The sequence below is a fragment of the Comamonadaceae bacterium OTU4NAUVB1 genome (genome assembly GCA_024372625.1).
Taxonomy (GTDB): Bacteria; Pseudomonadota; Gammaproteobacteria; order Burkholderiales; family Burkholderiaceae_C; genus Variovorax.
Genome location: CP099605.1, coordinates 2,920,672 through 2,936,896 on the forward strand (window position 1 = coordinate 2,920,672; position 16,225 = coordinate 2,936,896).

Consider the following 16,225-nt stretch of genomic DNA (forward strand, 5'->3'; position numbering starts at 1 on the left):
ATGTTAGGGCCGCGCCGCGCCTGGGTCGGACGGCGCGAACCGCGCCGCCAGGAAATCCACCAGCGAGCGCACGCGCGCCGGCACGAAGCGCCCGCTGGGCAGCAGCGCGTGCAGCGGATAGGGCTCCGTGTCCCAGTCGTCGAGCAGGCGCACCAGCGTGCCGGCCGCTTCGTCCTGGCGCACGTCGAGCTCGGACTTGAAGGTGATGCCGCGCCCGGCCAGCGCCCACTGGCGCGCGAGCGACGCGTCGTCGGCGACGCGGTCGCCGTCGACCCGCACCTCCGTCCACTGGCCCTGCTTCAGGAAGCGCCAGGTGCGCTGGTGCCGGCCGCTGCGGTGGAACGTGAGGCAGTTGTGCTGCTGCAGGTCCTGCGGCGTGTCCGGCGCACCCCGCCGCGCCAGGTAGGCGGGCGAGGCCCACAGGCGCGGCCGGCTCATCGCCAGCGGTCGCGCCACCAGCCGCGAATCGGCCAGCGGGCCGTAGCGCAGGGCGACGTCGACCTCGTCGCGCAGCACGTCGAGCGGCCGGTCGCCCACCGACAGCGCGAGCTGCACGCCGGGGTGGAGGTCGAGGAAGTCGTCGAACCACGCCAGCAGCGTGCCGCGCGTGAGGTCCGAGGGCGACGCCACGCGCACCGTGCCGACCAGCGTCCCGCCCTCGGCCGCGACCTGCGATTCGCCCTCGGCCAGCAGGTCGAGCGCGCGGATCGCGTAGCCCAGCAGGGTCTGTCCCTGCGGCGTCAGCCGCATGGCGCGCGTGGAGCGCTCGAACAGCCGGGCCCCGAGCCGGGCCTCGAGCCGCTTGAGCGCCGCGCTCGCGGCGGCGGGCGTCAGGCCGAGCGCGCGGCCGGCGGCGCTCAGGGTGCCCCCGCGCGCGGTGAGCACCAGGACGCGCAGGTCGGCGAGATTGTCAATCCTCATTTGAAACTGATGCCTTTCCGGGCCAGCTTATCAAGCCGCGCGATGGGGCCTAGAGTGGCGGCATCCTCTTCCCTCCTCCCGCCACGCACGCTCAAGGAACGCGCCATGAAAGCCATCGGTTACCACCAGTCCCTCCCCATCGACGACCCGGCCTCGCTGCGGGACCTCACCCTGCCCGATCCGGTCGCCGGACCGCGCGACCTGCTCGTGCGGGTCGCCGCCGTGTCGGTCAACCCGGTCGACACCAAGGTGCGGCGCAATGCCGCGCCCGAGGCCGGCCAGGCCAGGGTGCTGGGCTGGGACGCGGTGGGCATCGTCGAGGCCGTCGGCGACCGGGTGACCGGCTTCCGGGTCGGCGACCGCGTCTACTACGCCGGCTCGATCGTGCGCCCCGGCGCGAACTCGGAACTGCACGCGGTGGACGAACGCATCGCCGCGCGCGCGCCCGCGAGCCTGGACGACGCGCAGGCCGCCGCCCTGCCGCTGACCAGCATCACCGCCTGGGAGCTGCTGTTCGACCGCCTGGGCGTGGCGCGCGATGGCGGCGCCGGCCAGACGCTGCTGGTGGTCGGCGGCGCGGGCGGCGTGGGCTCGATCCTGATCCAGCTCGCGCGCGAGCTCACGCAACTGCGCGTGGTCGCCACCGCGTCCCGGCCCGAGACGCGCCAGTGGTGCCTGGACCTGGGCGCGCACGCCGTCATCGACCATTCGAAGCCGCTGGCGGGCGAACTGAAGGCGGCGGGCCTCGGCGAGGTGGACCTGGTCGCGAGCCTCACGCAGACGCAGCAGCACTACGCCCAGATCATCGAGAGCCTGAAGCCGCAGGGCCGCATCGGCGTGATCGACGACATGCCGGTGCTCGACGTCATGCCGCTCAAGACGAAGTGCCTGTCGCTGCACTGGGAACTGATGTTCACGCGCTCGCGCTTCGAGACGCCCGACATGGCCGAGCAAGGCCGGCTGCTGGCCGAGGTCGCCGCGCTGGTCGACGCCGGCCGCGTCCGCACCACCGTCGGGGAGCACTTCGGCACCATCGACGCGGCCAACCTGCGGCGCGCCCACGCCTTCATCGAGAGCGGCAAGGCGCGCGGCAAGGTGGTGCTGGCGGGGTTCTGACGACCGGGCCCGCCCGGGCGCCCGCTCTGTCGGTTTATTGCTTGGAGACGCGCCAGACGGCGTTGCCGACGTCGTCGGCCACCAGCAGGGCGCCCGACTTGTCCAGCGCCACGCCGACCGGGCGGCCCTGGGCCTTGCCGTCGGCGCTCAGGAAGCCGCTGAGCACCTCGACCGGCTTGCCCGCCGGCTTGCCGCCGATGAAGGGCACGAACACCACGTTGTAGCCCGACATCGGCTTGCGGTTCCACGAACCGTGCTGGCCGACGAAGGCACCCTGGGCGAATTCCGGCGGCATGCCGCGCGCGCTGGAGAAGGTCAGGCCCAGCGCGGCGACGTGCGTGCCCAGCGCGTAGTCGGGCGCGATGGCCTTGGCCACCATGTCCGGGCGCTGCGGCTGCACGCGGGCATCGACCGTGCCGCCGTAGTAGCTCCACGGCCAGCCGTAGAAGCCGCCGTCCTTGACCGAGGTCAGGTAGTCGGGCACCAGGTCGCTGCCGATCTCGTCGCGCTCGTTGGCCACGGTCCACAGCACGTTGGTGTCGGGCTCCCAGGCCATGCCGTTGGGATTGCGCAGGCCGCTGGCGAACGGGCGCTTCTGGCCGCTCTTCGTGTCGACTTCCCAGATCGCGGCGCGGCCTTCCTCGGCCTGCATGCCGTTCTCGCCGATGTTGCTGTTGGAGCCGACCGTCACGTAGAGCTTGGCGCCGTCGCGGCTGGCGATGACGTTCTTGGTCCAGTGGTGGTTGATGCCCGCGGGCAGGTCGGTCACCTTGACCGGCACGGCGGTGCTCGCCGTCTGGCCGTCGGCGTAGGGCACCTTCACCAGCGCGTCGGCGTTGGCGATGAACAGTTCGCCGTTCACCAGCGCGACGCCGAAGGGCGAATTCAGACCCTGCAGGAACACGTTGCGCGTCTCGGCGACGCCGTCGTTGTCGGCATCGCGCAGCAGCGTGATGCGGTTGGCGCTGGGCACCTCGGCGCCGGCCCGCTTCATGACCAGACCCTGCACCACGCCCTTGGCCTTGTCGAACAGGTCCTTCTCGGCCTGCGGGGCGCCCGGCTCCTTGGGCGGCTTGTTGCTCTCCACCACCAGCACGTCGCCGTTGGGCAGCGTGTAGACCCAGCGCGGGTGGTCCAGCCCCCGGGCCAGCGCCACCACCTTGAAGCCCGACGCCGCGGTCGGCCCGGCGGTGTCGTTCCAGCCGCTGGCCTCGGCGATCTTCAGGGTCGGGATGAGCGTCTTGTTGGGGGCGGGCAGCTGCGGATTGGGACCGACGCCGGCCTCGAACGGCAGCTTGGCGGTTTCGCCGCAGGCCGCGACCAGCAGGGCGGCCAGCGGAATCAGGCAGAGACGGGGGAAGTTCATGGCGAAGGTCCTTGGGAAGCAGGGCGGCGGCGCGGACGCGCGCCGGGAGTGGTCGCCAGCATCGGGTCGCCGGCGGCGGCCCCCTGTCGGCTGCCGGCGCGTCGTTTCGTGGGCAATCGGAAAGGCGTCGTGGCGCGTGCGACGCTTACCATCGGCCTCGCGGTCCGGCGGCGCGTTCAGGAACCCCGGAACCATCCGGCCGCCCCTTGCTCCGAATGCCGGCATGCCACGCTACCGCCTCCCCCGCTCGTTCGCCTCCGTCCTGATCCCGTTCATGCTCGCCCTGGGCGGCGCGATGCCGGTCGCGGCGCAGCTCGCCCTGCCCGCGCGCGCCGCGCCGGCCTCGCCGGTGGTGACGACGCCGCACGTGCGCGCCGAACTGGTCGCCCAGGCGCCCGACGGCGTCGCGCCCGGCGCGCCGCTGCAGGTCGGCCTGCGCATCGTCCATCAGCCCGGCTGGCACACCTACTGGAAGAACGCCGGCGATTCCGGCCTGCCCACCGAGCTGGCCTGGACCCTGCCTCCCGGCATCTCGGCGGGCGACATCGCCTGGCCGGTGCCCCGGAAGATCGCGATCGGCACGCTGGCCAACCACGGCTACGAGGGCACGGTGCTGCTGCCGGTGCCGCTGACCGTGGCGCCGGACTTCGCGCCCCCGGCCGCGCTCGCCGGCGCGCCGTCGGTCGACCTCCGCCTGAAGGCCTCCTGGCTGGTCTGCCGCCAGGAATGCATTCCCGAGGAAGGCGAATTCGCGCTGCGGCTGCCGGTGCGCGGCTCGACCGCGCTGGACGCCGGCGCCTTCGAGGCCGCGCGGGCCGCGCAGCCGGTGGCGCTGGCCGCGCCGGGCCGCGTCGAGATCGACGGCGCCACGCTGCGCGTGCAGCTCGACGACCTGCCGCCGGCGGCGCGCGGCCGCTCGCTCGAACTCTTTTTCGAGACCGCCGACGTGATCCGCACCGCCGCGACGCCGCAGCAGTCGTGGGACGGCGGACGCTGGCGCGCGACCGTGCCACTGGCCGACCACCGCAGCGCCAGCCCCGCCGAGATGCCGGTCGTGGTGGCGCTGGCCGAGGCCGACCGCCGCGACGGCGCCCCCATCGCCTGGCGCGCCGTCGCCCCGGTCAGCGGCACGTGGCCGGCCACGCCGGCGCCGGCCACCGTCTCCCCCGCCCTGCAGGCGGCGCTCGCGGCCAACCTCGCCGCGCCGTTGCCGGCGCCCGCCGCCGGCTTCTTCGCCGCGCTGCTCGGCGCCCTGCTCGGCGGCCTGCTGCTCAACCTGATGCCGTGCGTGTTCCCGGTGCTGGCGATCAAGGTGCTGGGCTTCGCACGCCATGGCGGGGACCGCGCCGGCCACCGCCGGGCCGGCCTGGCCTACACCGCCGGCGTGCTGGCCTCGTTCCTGGCGCTGGGCGCGGCCATGCTGGCCCTGCGCGCGGCCGGATCGCAGCTCGGCTGGGGCTTCCAGTTGCAGTCGCCGGCCGTGGTGGCGGCGCTGGCGGCGCTGTTCACGCTGATCGGGCTGAACCTGGCGGGCCTCTTCGAGGTGCGCATGCCCGGCACCGCCTCGCTCGGCGGCCTGCGGGCCCGCCACCCGCGCGTCGACGACTTCCTCTCGGGCGTGCTGGCGGTGGTGGTCGCCTCGCCCTGCACCGCGCCGTTCATGGGCGCCTCGCTGGGACTGGCCGTCGGCCTGCCGCCGGCGCAGGCGCTGGCGCTGTTCGCGGCGCTGGGCCTGGGGCTCGCGCTGCCCTACCTGGTGGCGAGCTTCGTGCCGGCGGTGGCGCGCCGGCTGCCCCGGCCCGGCGCCTGGATGGACACCCTGCGCCGGCTGCTGGCCTTTCCGATGTTCGCCACCGTCGCGTGGCTGGTCTGGGTGCTGGGCCGCCAGAGCGGCGTCGACGGCGCCGGCGCGCTGCTGGCGCTGCTGGTGTGCCTGGCCGCGGTGGCCTGGGCCTTCACGCTGCGCGGGCGGACGCGCCTGGGGTTGGCCGGCGCGCTGCTGGCCGTGACGGCGCTGACGGCGGCGGCCCTGGGCGGCAACATCGTCGATCCGGCGCCGCCGGCCTCGGCGGGCGGCGCCCCCGGAGCGGGCGTGGCCGACGCGCGCTGGCAGCCCTGGTCGGTGCGGCGCGTGGCCGAGCTGCACGCGCAGGGCCGTCCGGTGTTCGTCGACTTCACCGCCGCCTGGTGCGTCACCTGCCAGTACAACAAGCAGACGACGCTGGCCGACACCGCGCTGCTGGCCGAGTTCGACACCCGCCGCGTCGCCCTGCTGCGCGCCGACTGGACGCGCCAGGATCCGGCCATCACCGCCGCCCTGGCGGCCCTGGGGCGCAGCGGCGTGCCGGTCTACGTGCTGCAGGCGCCGGGCCGCGCGCCGGTGGTGCTCTCGGAGATCCTGGGCCGCGACGAGGTGCGCGCGGCGCTGGCCGGCCTCTGACCGTCGCCAAGCCCCTGCCGGTGGCGCGGCTTGCCGCCCTTTCCCGAGCAAAGCATCCTAAGCTCGGGCGGCCATTCGGTTTTTCAGGATTCCCAGGAGTCTTCAAGTCATGCCCTCCCTGTCCTCTTCGGCAGCCCGCTCGGCCGAGATCGCCCGCAATGCCCAGGCCGCGCTCACCCGCGCCTCGCGCCGCGCCGTCATGGCCGCCGCCGTCGCCCTGGGCGCGACGCTGCTGGCGGCAGCGCCCGCCCACGCGGTGCCCTCGGTCGGCGAGAAGGCGCCCGATTTCGTCGCCACCGACACGCGCGGCGCGTCGCGCAAGCTCTCGGATTTCGCCGGCAAGTACGTGGTCCTCGAATGGACCAACCCGGGCTGTCCCTTCGTGCGCAAGCACTACGACAGCGGCAACATGCCCGCCACGCAGAAGGCCGCCACGGCGCGTGGCGCCGTCTGGCTGGCGATCAACTCGACCGAGCGCGCCGCCAGCGACCACCTGCTTCCCGCCGCCCTGGACGAATGGATGCGCCAGCGCGCCGCCGCGCCGACGGCCGTGCTGCTCGACGAGGACGGCACCATCGGCCAGGCCTACGGCGCGCGCACCACGCCGCACCTGTTCATCATCGACCCCCGGGGCGTGCTGGTGTACGTGGGCGGCATCGACAGCGTGCCCTCGGCGCGCGCGAGCGACATCAAGACCGCCACCAACTACGTCGACCAGGCGCTCACCGAGGCGTATGGCGGCCGGCCGATCACCGCGGCGGTGACCAAGCCCTACGGCTGCAGCATCAAGTACAAGGGCTGAGGACGGGTCGGGCGGGTTGTCCGCACGGCCCGCCGGCGCGAAAGTCGCCTGCGACAATCCGGCGATGCCCTTCGCTCCCCTGCAAAACGACACCTTCCTGCGCGCCTGCTGGCGCCAGGCCACCGACCACACGCCGGTCTGGCTGATGCGCCAGGCGGGGCGCTACCTGCCGGAATACGTCGCCACGCGCGCCCGCGCCGGGAGCTTCATGGGCCTGGCGACCAACGTCGACCACGCCACCGAGGTCACGCTGCAGCCGCTGGAGCGCTTCCCGCTCGACGCCTCGATCCTGTTCTCCGACATCCTGACGGTGCCCGACGCCATGGGGCTGGGCCTGTCGTTCGAGGCCGGCGAGGGCCCGCGCTTCGCCCGCCCGCTGCGCGACGAGGCCGCCGTGATGGCACTGGAGGTGCCCGACATGGCGCGCCTGCGCTACGTGTTCGACGCCGTGGCCTCGATCCGCCGCGCGCTCGACGGCCGCGTGCCGCTGATCGGTTTCTCGGGCAGTCCCTGGACGCTGGCCTGCTACATGGTCGAGGGCGCCGGCTCCAGCGACTACCGCAAGGTCAAGACGATGCTCTACGCCCGCCCGGACCTGATGCACCGCATCCTGGCGATCAACGCCGACGCGGTGGCCGACTACCTCAACGCGCAGATCGACGCCGGCGCGCAGGCCGTGATGGTGTTCGACAGCTGGGGCGGCGTGCTGGCCGACGGCGCGTTCCAGGAATTCAGCCTGGCCTACACCGCCCGCGTGCTGGCGCGCCTGAAGCGCACCGGCGCGGACGGCACGCCGGTGCCGCGCATCGTCTTCACCAAGGGCGGCGGCCTGTGGCTGGACGCCATGCGCGCGCTCGACTGCGAGGTGCTGGGCCTCGACTGGACGGTCGACCTCGGCGCCGCGCGCGCCCGGGTCGGCGAAGGCGCCGGGGCCAAGGCGCTGCAGGGCAACATCGACCCCAACGTGCTGTTCGCGCCGCCGGACCGCATCGAGGCCGAGGTGGCCAAGGTGCTGCAGGCCTTCGGCCGCCCGCACACCGACCGCGCCACCACCGGGCCGACGCACATCTTCAACCTCGGCCACGGCATCAGCCAGTTCACGCCGCCCGAGCACGTCGCGGTGCTGGTCGAGGCCGTCCACACGCAGTCGCGCGCCCTGCGCGGGTGACGCGACACGGGACGTCCCGGCACCCGAGCCACAACGCGCCGGGCGTTGCAGCAGGCCGGCGGAAAAACCCCCGATTCCGGTTTGTCAAGCGCGAAATCATCTTCGGCTTCTGACTTATGCACAAAAGATGTGGTACGGGTTTCAGGCCATGCGATGACCGGCTGGCTTTCGCTCCTAAAGGCATAGCAACGCTAAGTTGTTGATTCATATGGATTTCAGTTTTTCGATGTTTTCCGGATGCGCCCGCCAAGCCCTTGATTCACAGGGCTTTTCGACGACTCCGGCGCACCTATCAACAAAGTTATCCACAGCGGCGGTGGATGACCCGCAAAGCCCTGATAAATCAACGACTTGAAGCCTTTTCTCCGCGTACGGCCCCGGCGGCCGCCCTTCACGACACGACCCATCACATCCCCATGACCCGGCGCCTCGACATCGCCGTCCATGCCCCGGCCCACGCCGCGCTGGGCGATCTGCTGAGCTACTCGGCCACCGAGGACCTGCCCGCCGGCACCCTGGTGCGCGTGCCGCTCGGCCGGCGCGAGGTGCTGGGCGTGGTCTGGGCGGGCGGCGAACTGGCCGGGGGCGAGGCCGAGGCGCTCAGGCCCGTCGGCGCCGCGCTCGATGCCCTGGCGCCGCTGGGCACGGCCTGGCGCGACCTGGTGGCCTTCGCGGCGCGCTACTACCAGCGTTCGCTGGGCGAGATCGCGCTTTCCGCCCTGCCGCCGCAGTTGCGCGACCTGAGCGGCGTGCAGCTGGCCCGGCGGCTCAAGCGCCGCGCCGCCGCCGCCACGGCGGCGGTCGCGTCGGCCGCCCCCGCCGCCCCGCCCGCCGTCGCCGCGACGCCCGAGCAGGCCGGCGCGCTGGCCCGCATCGACGCCGAGCCGGGTCCCTTCCTGCTGTTCGGCAGCACCGGCAGCGGCAAGACCGAGGTCTACCTGCGCGCCGTGGACGCCCTGCTCGCGCGCGACGCCAGCGCGCAGGCGCTGGTGATGGTGCCGGAGATCAACCTCACGCCGCAGCTGGAGGCACGCTTCCGGGAACGCTTCGAGCCGCGCTTCGGCGCCGACGCGGTGGTCTCGATGCACAGCGGCATGACCAACCCGCAGCGCCTGACGAGCTGGCTGGCCGCGCACGCGGGCGTCGCGCGCATCGTGCTGGGCACGCGCATGGCGGTGTTCGCCTCGATGCCGGGGCTGCGGCTGATCGTGGTCGACGAGGAGCACGACCCGAGCTACAAGCAGCAGGAGGGCGCGCGCTATTCGGCGCGCGACCTCGCGGTGTGGCGCGGCCGGCGCGAGGACGCCAAGGTGATCCTCGGCTCGGCGACGCCGTCGCTGGAGAGCTGGCACCGCAGCCGCCCGGCCGCCGACGGCGAGGCGACCGGGCCCTATGCGCGCCTGTGCATGCCCAGCCGCATCGGCGCGGGCGCCCTGCCGACCGTGCGGCTGGTCGACATGACCCTGCAGCCGCCCCGCACGGTGCTCTCCGGCGCGCTGCTGGAGGCCATCGGGGCGCGCATCGCGCGCGGCGAGCAGAGCATGGTGTTCCTCAACCGGCGCGGCTACGCGCCGGTGCTGGCCTGCGCCGACTGCGGCTGGAAGAGCGAATGCCCGCACTGCAGCGCCTACCGCGTGTTCCACAAGATCGACCGCACGCTGCGCTGCCACCACTGCGGCTTCACCGAGCGCGTGCCGCGCGCCTGCCCGTCGTGCGGCAACCCGGACATCGCGCCGGTCGGGCGCGGCACCGAGCGGCTGGAGGAGCACCTGGGCGAGCTGTTCGCGGCGATCGAGCGGCCCGGCGGCGGCGCGGTGCGCATCGCCCGCATCGACGCCGACAGCACGCGGGCGCAGGGCGCGCTGGAAGCGCAGCTGGCCGCCGTGCACGCCGGCGACGTCGACGTGCTGGTGGGCACGCAGATGATCGCCAAGGGCCACGACTTCCGGCGCATCACGCTGGTGGCGGCGGTCAACCCCGACGGCGCGCTGTTCTCCAGCGACTTCCGCGCGCCCGAGCGGCTGTTCGGCCTGCTGATGCAGTCGGCCGGGCGCGCCGGGCGCGACGCCGCCTACCTGGCGGCGCAGGGCGCGACCGCCGAGATGTGGATCCAGACGCACCACCCGGGCCACCCGCTGTTCCAGGCGCTGCGCCATCACGACTACCCGGCCTTCGCGGCGCAGGAACTCGCCGACCGCCGCGCCGCCGGCATGCCGCCCTTCGCCTTCCAGGCGCTGCTGCGCGCCGACGCCCGCACGCAGGAGGCGGCACAGGCGTTCCTGGAGGCGGCGGCCGCCGCCGCCGACGCGCTCGACGCCGGCACGGCCGAGGCGCCCGAGGTGGCGCGCTACCCGGCGGTGCCGCTGGCGATCCAGCGCGTGGCCAACGTCGAGCGCGCGCAGATGCTGGTCGAGAGCCATTCGCGCATCGCCCTGCAGCGCCTGCTCGCCGGCTGGCAGCCGCTGCTGCGCGAACTGCGCCGCACGCCCGAGGGCAAGGGCGTGATCCGCTGGCTGATCGACGTCGATCCTCAGGGGATCTGAGGCGGTCGCGCCGGGGCGCCGTCCTGCAAGCGGCGGGCGAGGGGCATGAGAGCTTCACGCACCATGAACACCTCGATCTCGCGCGCCTTCGCGCCCGCCCGCCCGGCCTGGCGTCCGGTGGCCCTGGCCACCCTGCTGTTCGTCGCCCCGCTGGCGGCGCTCGCGCAGGCGACGGCGACGGCGTCCCCGGGCGAGGGCGGGGACCCGGCGGCGCTGCAGGCCAAGTACCGCGCCCTGCAACCGCAGCTCCAGCGCAACGTCTTCGACCGGCCGCTGGCGCTGACCTCCAACGAGGCCTCCGGCGGCCTGAGCGGCGACATCTACGCCGTGGTCGACCATCCGATCGCCGAGGTGCGCCAGGCGATGGCGTCGCCCGCGGTCTGGTGCGAGGTGCTGATGCTGCACCTCAACACCAAGTACTGCGCGACGAGCGACGCCGGCGCCGGCGCCGCCGACGGGCGCACCGCCGCGCTCAACGTGGCGGTCGGGCGCAAGTTCGACCAGCCGCTCAAGGACGCCCAGCGCCTGGACTTCGGCTACCGCGTGGCCGCCACGCGCGCCGACTACCTCGACGTGCGCCTGAGCGCGGCGAGCGGGCCGATGTCCACCCGCGACTACCGCATCGCGCTGGAGGCCGTGCCCGTCGACGGCGGCAAGACCTTCATCCACCTGGGCTACTCCTACGGCTACGGCACGGCGGCGCGGCTGGCCATGAAGAGCTACCTGGCGACCGTCGGCAGCGGCAAGGTCGGCTTCACCTCGACCGGGAACGACGAGTTCATCGGCGGCGTGCGCGGGGTGGTCGAGCGCAACACCATGCGCTACTACCTGGCCATCGACGCCTACCTCGACGCCCCCGGGCCGCAGGGCCGCGAGAAGCGCCTGGGCGAGTGGTTCGACGACACCGAGCGCTACGCGCGCCAGCTCCACGAGATGGACCGCGACGACTACCTGGCGATGAAGCGCAGCGAATTCCAGCGCCTGCAGACGGCCGCCAGACCCTGAGCCCGGCGTCGGGCCGCGTCAGTGCAGCCACCGGGTGACCAGCGGGAAGGTGAAGAACGACCCGACCGTCGTCCACAGGATGATCCGCGCGATGCGGCCGTTGTCGGCGCCGAAGCGCTCGGCGAGCATCGACACGTTGCTCGCGCTGGGCAGCGCCGCGACCAGCACCATGACCACCAGCGCCTCGCGGCTCACCGCCAGGCCGGCGGCCGAGGCCAGCCACGCCAGCCCACAGATCAGCAGCGGATGCGCCACCAGCTTCAGCAGCACCACCGCCGGCACGTCGCCCATGGGCGCGCGCCGCGCCGCCAGTCCCTGGCGGGCGGCCAGCACCGCCGGACGCGCCAGCACGGCGCCGATGGTGAAGAGCGCGGCCGGCGAGGCGGCCTCGGCCAGCATGGCGACGGCGCGGTCGACCGGCCCGGGCAGCGCGAAGCCCGTCGCCGAGGCCAGCCCCCCCAGCAGGATCGACCACGGCAGCGGGTTCACCACCACGCCCCGGAAGGCCTGGCGCAGGGCCGTCGCGACGCCCGCGCGCCCGGCGTCGCCGGCACCGGGCGGCGACGCGCCCGGGCGCCCCGCCACGCCGTCGAGCCGCGACAGCGCGATGCACAGCGACGAGGTCATCACCATGTCCAGGGTGATGGCGATGATGGCCGGGCCCAGCACGCCCGCCCCGAGCAGTGCGGCGAACAGCGGCACGCCCATGAAGCCGGTGTTCGGGAAGGCCGCCACCAGCGCGCCGAACGCCGCGTCGTTCCAGCCCCGGCGGCCGCGCCGCGTGAGCGCGACCGTCGCACCGACCATCGTCAGGGCCCCCGCGCCCCAGACCAGGGCCACCGGGCCGTCGAGCAGCTGCGCGATCGGCGTGCGCGCGCCGAAGCGGTAGAGCATGCACGGCAGCGCGAAGAACAGCACGAAGACGTTGAGCCCGGGGATGGCGTCGATCGGCAGCACGCGCCGGCGCGCGGCGAGGTAGCCGGCCGCGACCAGGGCGAAGAAAGGCAGGGTGACGGCGAGGATCTGCAGCATGGCTCGGGAAGGCGGCTCCGGCGGGGGCTGCGATCGTACGGCCCCGCCCGGCTCACAGCTGCCGGGACAGCAGCGACGCCAGGTGCTCCATCGCCTTCTCCCGCAGCGGCCGGTCGAGCCAGGCCTGGTGCGTGACGCGCCTGGACTGCTTCAGGTCGGCCTCGAAGACGGCGGTCTCGCGCGCGGCGAAGGCGGCGTCGTAGATGTTGAGGTTGGCCTCGTCGTTCAGCCGGAACGAGCGGTTGTCGAAGTTGGTCGAACCCACCGACACCAGCAGGCCGTCGACCGTGAAGACCTTGCAATGGAACATGGTGGGCTGGTATTCGCTGATCTCGGCGCCGGCCTCGAGCAGCGGGCCCCAGCTCGCGCGCGAGGCGCGGCGCACGATGTCCGCGTCGATGTGCGGGCCGGGCGTGATGACGCGCAGCCGCACGCCGCGGCGCATCGCCGCCACCAGGGTGCGGACGGTCAGCGCGTCGGGCACGAAGTAGGCGCTCGACAGGTCGATGGTCTTGGTCGCCGCGGCGATCGCCATCAGGTACATGATGTGCATGCTCTCGCCGCCGCCCGAGGGCGAACTGGCGAAGACCTGGGCGCGCCCGCCGGCGGCCCCGCCGGTCTCGGGGATCGCGCTCTCGGCCTTCGTCGCCGCCGTCGAGCCGCCCAGCGTGGGCACGACCGGGCCGATGGCCGGGAAGTAGCGCTCGTCGTGCAGCACCTCGCCCGAGGCCTTGATCCAGTTGTCCATGAACACGGCCTGCATCTGCGCGACCACCGGCCCCTCGACGCGGTAGTGCGAATCGCGCCAGTGGTCCGGGTCCTGCGCGTGGCCGGTCCACGAGGGCGCGATGCCCACGCCGCCCGTGAAGCCGATGCGGCCGTCGGCGATCAGGAGCTTGCGGTGGGTGCGGTTGTTCAGGCGCGAGATGCCCCACCAGTCGGGCTTGTGGAACTTGCGGATCTGCACGCCGGACTTCTCCATCTCGCGCAGGAAGTCCTCGTCGATCTTGGCGCTGCCGACCCAGTCGAGCAGCACGTGCACCGCGACGCCGGCGCGGGCGCGCTCGGACAGCGCCTCGGCGAAGGCGCGGCCGATGTCGCCCGACCAGTAGATGTAGGTCTCGAAGGTGATGCTGCGCCGCGCGCCGCGGATGGCCGCGAGCATGGGCGGAAAGATCTCGTCGCCGTTGTGCAGCGCCTCGAAGCGGTTGCCGGCCGTGATGGGCGGGCCCAGCAGCACGCCCAGCGCGCGCTGGAACTGGTCGTCCTGCAGCGCGTAGGCGCGCTCGACCTGCTCGTCGATGCGCTTCTCGCCCCCGGCGAAGTTGATCACCGCCAGTGTGGCGACCACCGTGAGGACGAAGGTCGCGAGGATCGTGAGGAATCGGCTTTTCTTCAGCATGTTGTTGTTCTTGTCGTCTCGGCTCGTTTGGAAGGCGCAACGGGGCGCCGAAGGACCCGCCCGGACCCATCCCGGCGACTCCGGCGGCCCCGGCGGGCGGCGCAACGTAGCACGCCTCCCCCCGCGGGCGTTGTAGGCCCAGCCGGTATCATGGCGAGCGCCCCGCACGTTCCCCGCGTTCCCCGGCATTCCGTCACGCTCGCCGCGCCGGCTCCCCCGTGCGGACCGGCCACCGCCGCGCCGGCCTCCGCCGCCCGGGTCCGCTTCGCCACCGGCGTTTCCGGTGCCGCCCGTCCCGCTCCATCGATCGATCCTCGCCGCATGTCCTCCGGTCTCAATCTCGCCCAGCAGGAAGCCGTCAACTACCTGCACGGCCCGTGTCTCGTGCTCGCGGGCGCGGGCTCGGGCAAGACGCGCGTGATCACGCACAAGATCGCGCGGCTGATCCAGTCGGGGATGCCGCCGAAGAAGATCGCCGCCATCACCTTCACCAACAAGGCGGCCGCCGAGATGCGCGAGCGCGCCAAGGGCCTGATCGGGCGCGACGCGAAGCATGTGGTGATCTGCACCTTCCACGCGCTGGGCGTGCGCATGATGCGCGAGGACGGCGCGGTGCTGGGCCTGAAGCCGGCCTTCAGCATCCTCGACAGCGACGACGTCACCAAGATCCTGAAGGACGCCGGCGGCTCGGTCGACACCGCCACGGCGCGCCTGTGGCAGTGGACCATCAGCCGCTGGAAGAACATGGGCCTGAACGCGGCGCAGGCCGAGGCCGCGGCCGCCGACGACGCCGAGCGCATCGTGGCGCAGGTCATGGCGCGCTACGAGGAGCGCCTGGCGGCCTACCAGAGCGTCGACTTCGACGACCTGATCGGCCTGCCGCTGAAGCTGCTGCGGGAGCACGACGCCGTGCGCGCCAAGTGGCAGGAGGCGCTCGGCCACGTGCTGGTCGACGAGTACCAGGACACCAACGCCACGCAGTACGAGGTGCTCAAGGCGCTGGTGGGCGAACGCGGACGCTTCACCGCCGTGGGCGACGACGACCAGTCGATCTACGGCTGGCGCGGCGCCACGCTGGACAACCTGAGGAAGCTGCCGATCGACTATCCGGCGCTCAAGGTCGTGAAGCTGGAGCAGAACTACCGCTCCACCAGCGCCATCCTGCGCGCGGCCAACAACGTCATCGGCCCCAACCCCAAGCTGTTCCCGAAGACGCTGTTCAGCGAGCTCGGCGAGGGCGAGCCGGTGCGCATCGTCGACGCCGACAACGAGGCCCACGAGGCCGAGCGCGCCGTGGCGCGCATCCAGAGCCTGCGCGGCGGCGCCACCGTGACGCAGGGCGATCAGCACAAGGCGTTCCGCGACTTCGCCATCCTCTACCGCGCCAACCACATGGCGCGCGTCTTCGAGCAGGCGCTGCGCAAGGCGCAGATCCCCTACAAGGTCTCCGGCGGCCAGAGCTTCTTCGACCGCGCCGAGATCAAGGACCTGTGCGGCTGGTTCCGCCTGTGGGTCAACAGCGACGACGACCCGGCCTTCCTGCGCGCGGTGACCACGCCCAAGCGCGGCATCGGCCACACCACGCTCGCCGCGCTGGGCACCTTCGCGAGCCAGTACAAGCTCAGCCTGTTCGGCGCCCTGTTCAGCGCCTCGCTGCCCAGCGTGATCCCGCAGCGCGCGATCGGCGGCCTGCACGAGTTCGGCCGCTACGTGAACGACCTGGAACACAGGGCCCGCCAGACGATGGGCGCGGAAGGCGCGCGCGCCTTCCTGGCCGAATGGCTCAAGGAGATCGACTACGAGCGCCACCTCTACGACGGCGAGGACAGCGAGCAGGCCGCCGCCAGCCGCTGGACCAACGTGCTGGAGTTCTGCGACTGGATGGCCGCGCGCTGCGGCGGCGAGGTCGACGACGCCTCCGGCGCGACCCCGCAGGCGAGCGAGCGCAAGAGCCTGCTGGAGGTGGCGCAGACCATCTCGCTGCTCTCCACCATCAGCGACCGGGGCGACCAGGACCAGGACGTGGTCACGCTGTCGACCCTGCACGCGGCCAAGGGGCTGGAGTGGCCGCACGTGATGCTCATCGGCGTCAACGAGGGCCTGCTGCCCTTCAAGCTCGACGACGACGACGGCCGCCAGCAGATGGTCAGCGAGGACACCCTCACGCGCCTGCAGGAGGAACGCCGGCTGATGTACGTGGGCATCACGCGCGCCCAGCGCACCCTGGCGGTGAGCTGGACCAAGCGGCGCAAGAAGGGCCGCGAGACGGTCGCCGCCCAGCCCAGCCGCTTCATCGCCGAGATGGCGCTCGACCCGACCTCCGCCAAGGAGGACCCGCGCGAGAAGATCCGCGCGCTGCGCGCCGAGTTCGCGCGCCGCGCGCAGGAGAGCGCGGCGGCGGCGGCCGCATCGGCCGCCGCGCCATGAGGC

General features: G+C 73.1%; 11 protein-coding genes. 7 read left to right on the top strand and 4 right to left on the bottom strand.

What is annotated here, in order from left to right:
* Positions 1 to 3: 3 nt before the first annotated feature.
* Complete coding sequence (locus NF681_17110; GenBank protein UST53984.1) at positions 4 to 921, bottom strand: LysR family transcriptional regulator; 918 nt, start codon at positions 919 to 921, stop codon at positions 4 to 6.
* Positions 922 to 1,026: 105 nt separating this feature from the next.
* Here NF681_17110 and NF681_17115 point away from each other — a divergent pair, with 105 nt between their 5' ends.
* Positions 1,027 to 2,037: a zinc-binding alcohol dehydrogenase family protein gene (locus tag NF681_17115; GenBank protein ID UST53985.1), complete on the top strand. Its 1,011-nt coding sequence runs from the start codon at positions 1,027 to 1,029 to the stop codon at positions 2,035 to 2,037.
* A 34-nt stretch (positions 2,038 to 2,071) separates the two neighbouring features.
* Here the strand turns inward: NF681_17115 and NF681_17120 are convergent, their stop codons facing one another.
* Positions 2,072 to 3,403 carry a sorbosone dehydrogenase family protein gene (locus NF681_17120; protein UST53986.1) on the bottom strand — a complete coding sequence of 444 codons (1,332 nt, stop codon included), beginning with the start codon at positions 3,401 to 3,403 and terminating at the stop codon, positions 2,072 to 2,074.
* Positions 3,404 to 3,698: 295 nt separating this feature from the next.
* Between NF681_17120 and NF681_17125 the strand changes: the two genes are divergently transcribed.
* The 5 genes from NF681_17125 to NF681_17145 all read left to right on the top strand — a co-directional run bounded on the left by NF681_17125 (position 3,699) and on the right by NF681_17145 (position 11,361).
* A complete protein-coding gene (locus NF681_17125) occupies positions 3,699 to 5,843 on the top strand; it encodes a thioredoxin family protein (protein ID UST55821.1) in 2,145 nt (714 codons plus the stop codon).
* A gap of 109 nt (positions 5,844 to 5,952) precedes the next feature.
* Positions 5,953 to 6,645, top strand: coding sequence for a redoxin domain-containing protein (locus NF681_17130; GenBank protein ID UST53987.1), 693 nt, complete (start codon positions 5,953 to 5,955; stop codon positions 6,643 to 6,645).
* A 64-nt stretch (positions 6,646 to 6,709) separates the two neighbouring features.
* Positions 6,710 to 7,813 carry a uroporphyrinogen decarboxylase gene (hemE, locus tag NF681_17135; GenBank protein UST53988.1) on the top strand — a complete coding sequence of 368 codons (1,104 nt, stop codon included), beginning with the start codon at positions 6,710 to 6,712 and terminating at the stop codon, positions 7,811 to 7,813.
* A 416-nt stretch (positions 7,814 to 8,229) separates the two neighbouring features.
* Positions 8,230 to 10,356: a primosomal protein N' gene (gene priA / locus NF681_17140; protein UST53989.1), complete on the top strand. Its 2,127-nt coding sequence runs from the start codon at positions 8,230 to 8,232 to the stop codon at positions 10,354 to 10,356.
* A 63-nt stretch (positions 10,357 to 10,419) separates the two neighbouring features.
* Complete coding sequence (locus NF681_17145; GenBank protein ID UST53990.1) at positions 10,420 to 11,361, top strand: hypothetical protein; 942 nt, start codon at positions 10,420 to 10,422, stop codon at positions 11,359 to 11,361.
* 18 nt (positions 11,362 to 11,379) lie between these two features.
* On the opposite strand, the gene NF681_17150 is transcribed toward NF681_17145, so the two are convergent.
* Both NF681_17150 and NF681_17155 read right to left on the bottom strand, forming a co-directional pair.
* On the bottom strand, positions 11,380 to 12,393 hold the full coding sequence (locus NF681_17150; protein ID UST53991.1) for an AEC family transporter: 1,014 nt from the start codon (positions 12,391 to 12,393) through the stop codon (positions 11,380 to 11,382).
* 52 nt (positions 12,394 to 12,445) lie between these two features.
* On the bottom strand, positions 12,446 to 13,795 hold the full coding sequence (locus NF681_17155; GenBank protein ID UST53992.1) for a phospholipase D-like domain-containing protein: 1,350 nt from the start codon (positions 13,793 to 13,795) through the stop codon (positions 12,446 to 12,448).
* 321 nt (positions 13,796 to 14,116) lie between these two features.
* Here NF681_17155 and NF681_17160 point away from each other — a divergent pair, with 321 nt between their 5' ends.
* Entirely contained in the window at positions 14,117 to 16,222 is a 2,106-nt protein-coding gene (locus NF681_17160) for a UvrD-helicase domain-containing protein (GenBank protein ID UST53993.1), read from the top strand.
* Positions 16,223 to 16,225: the final 3 nt, after the last annotated feature.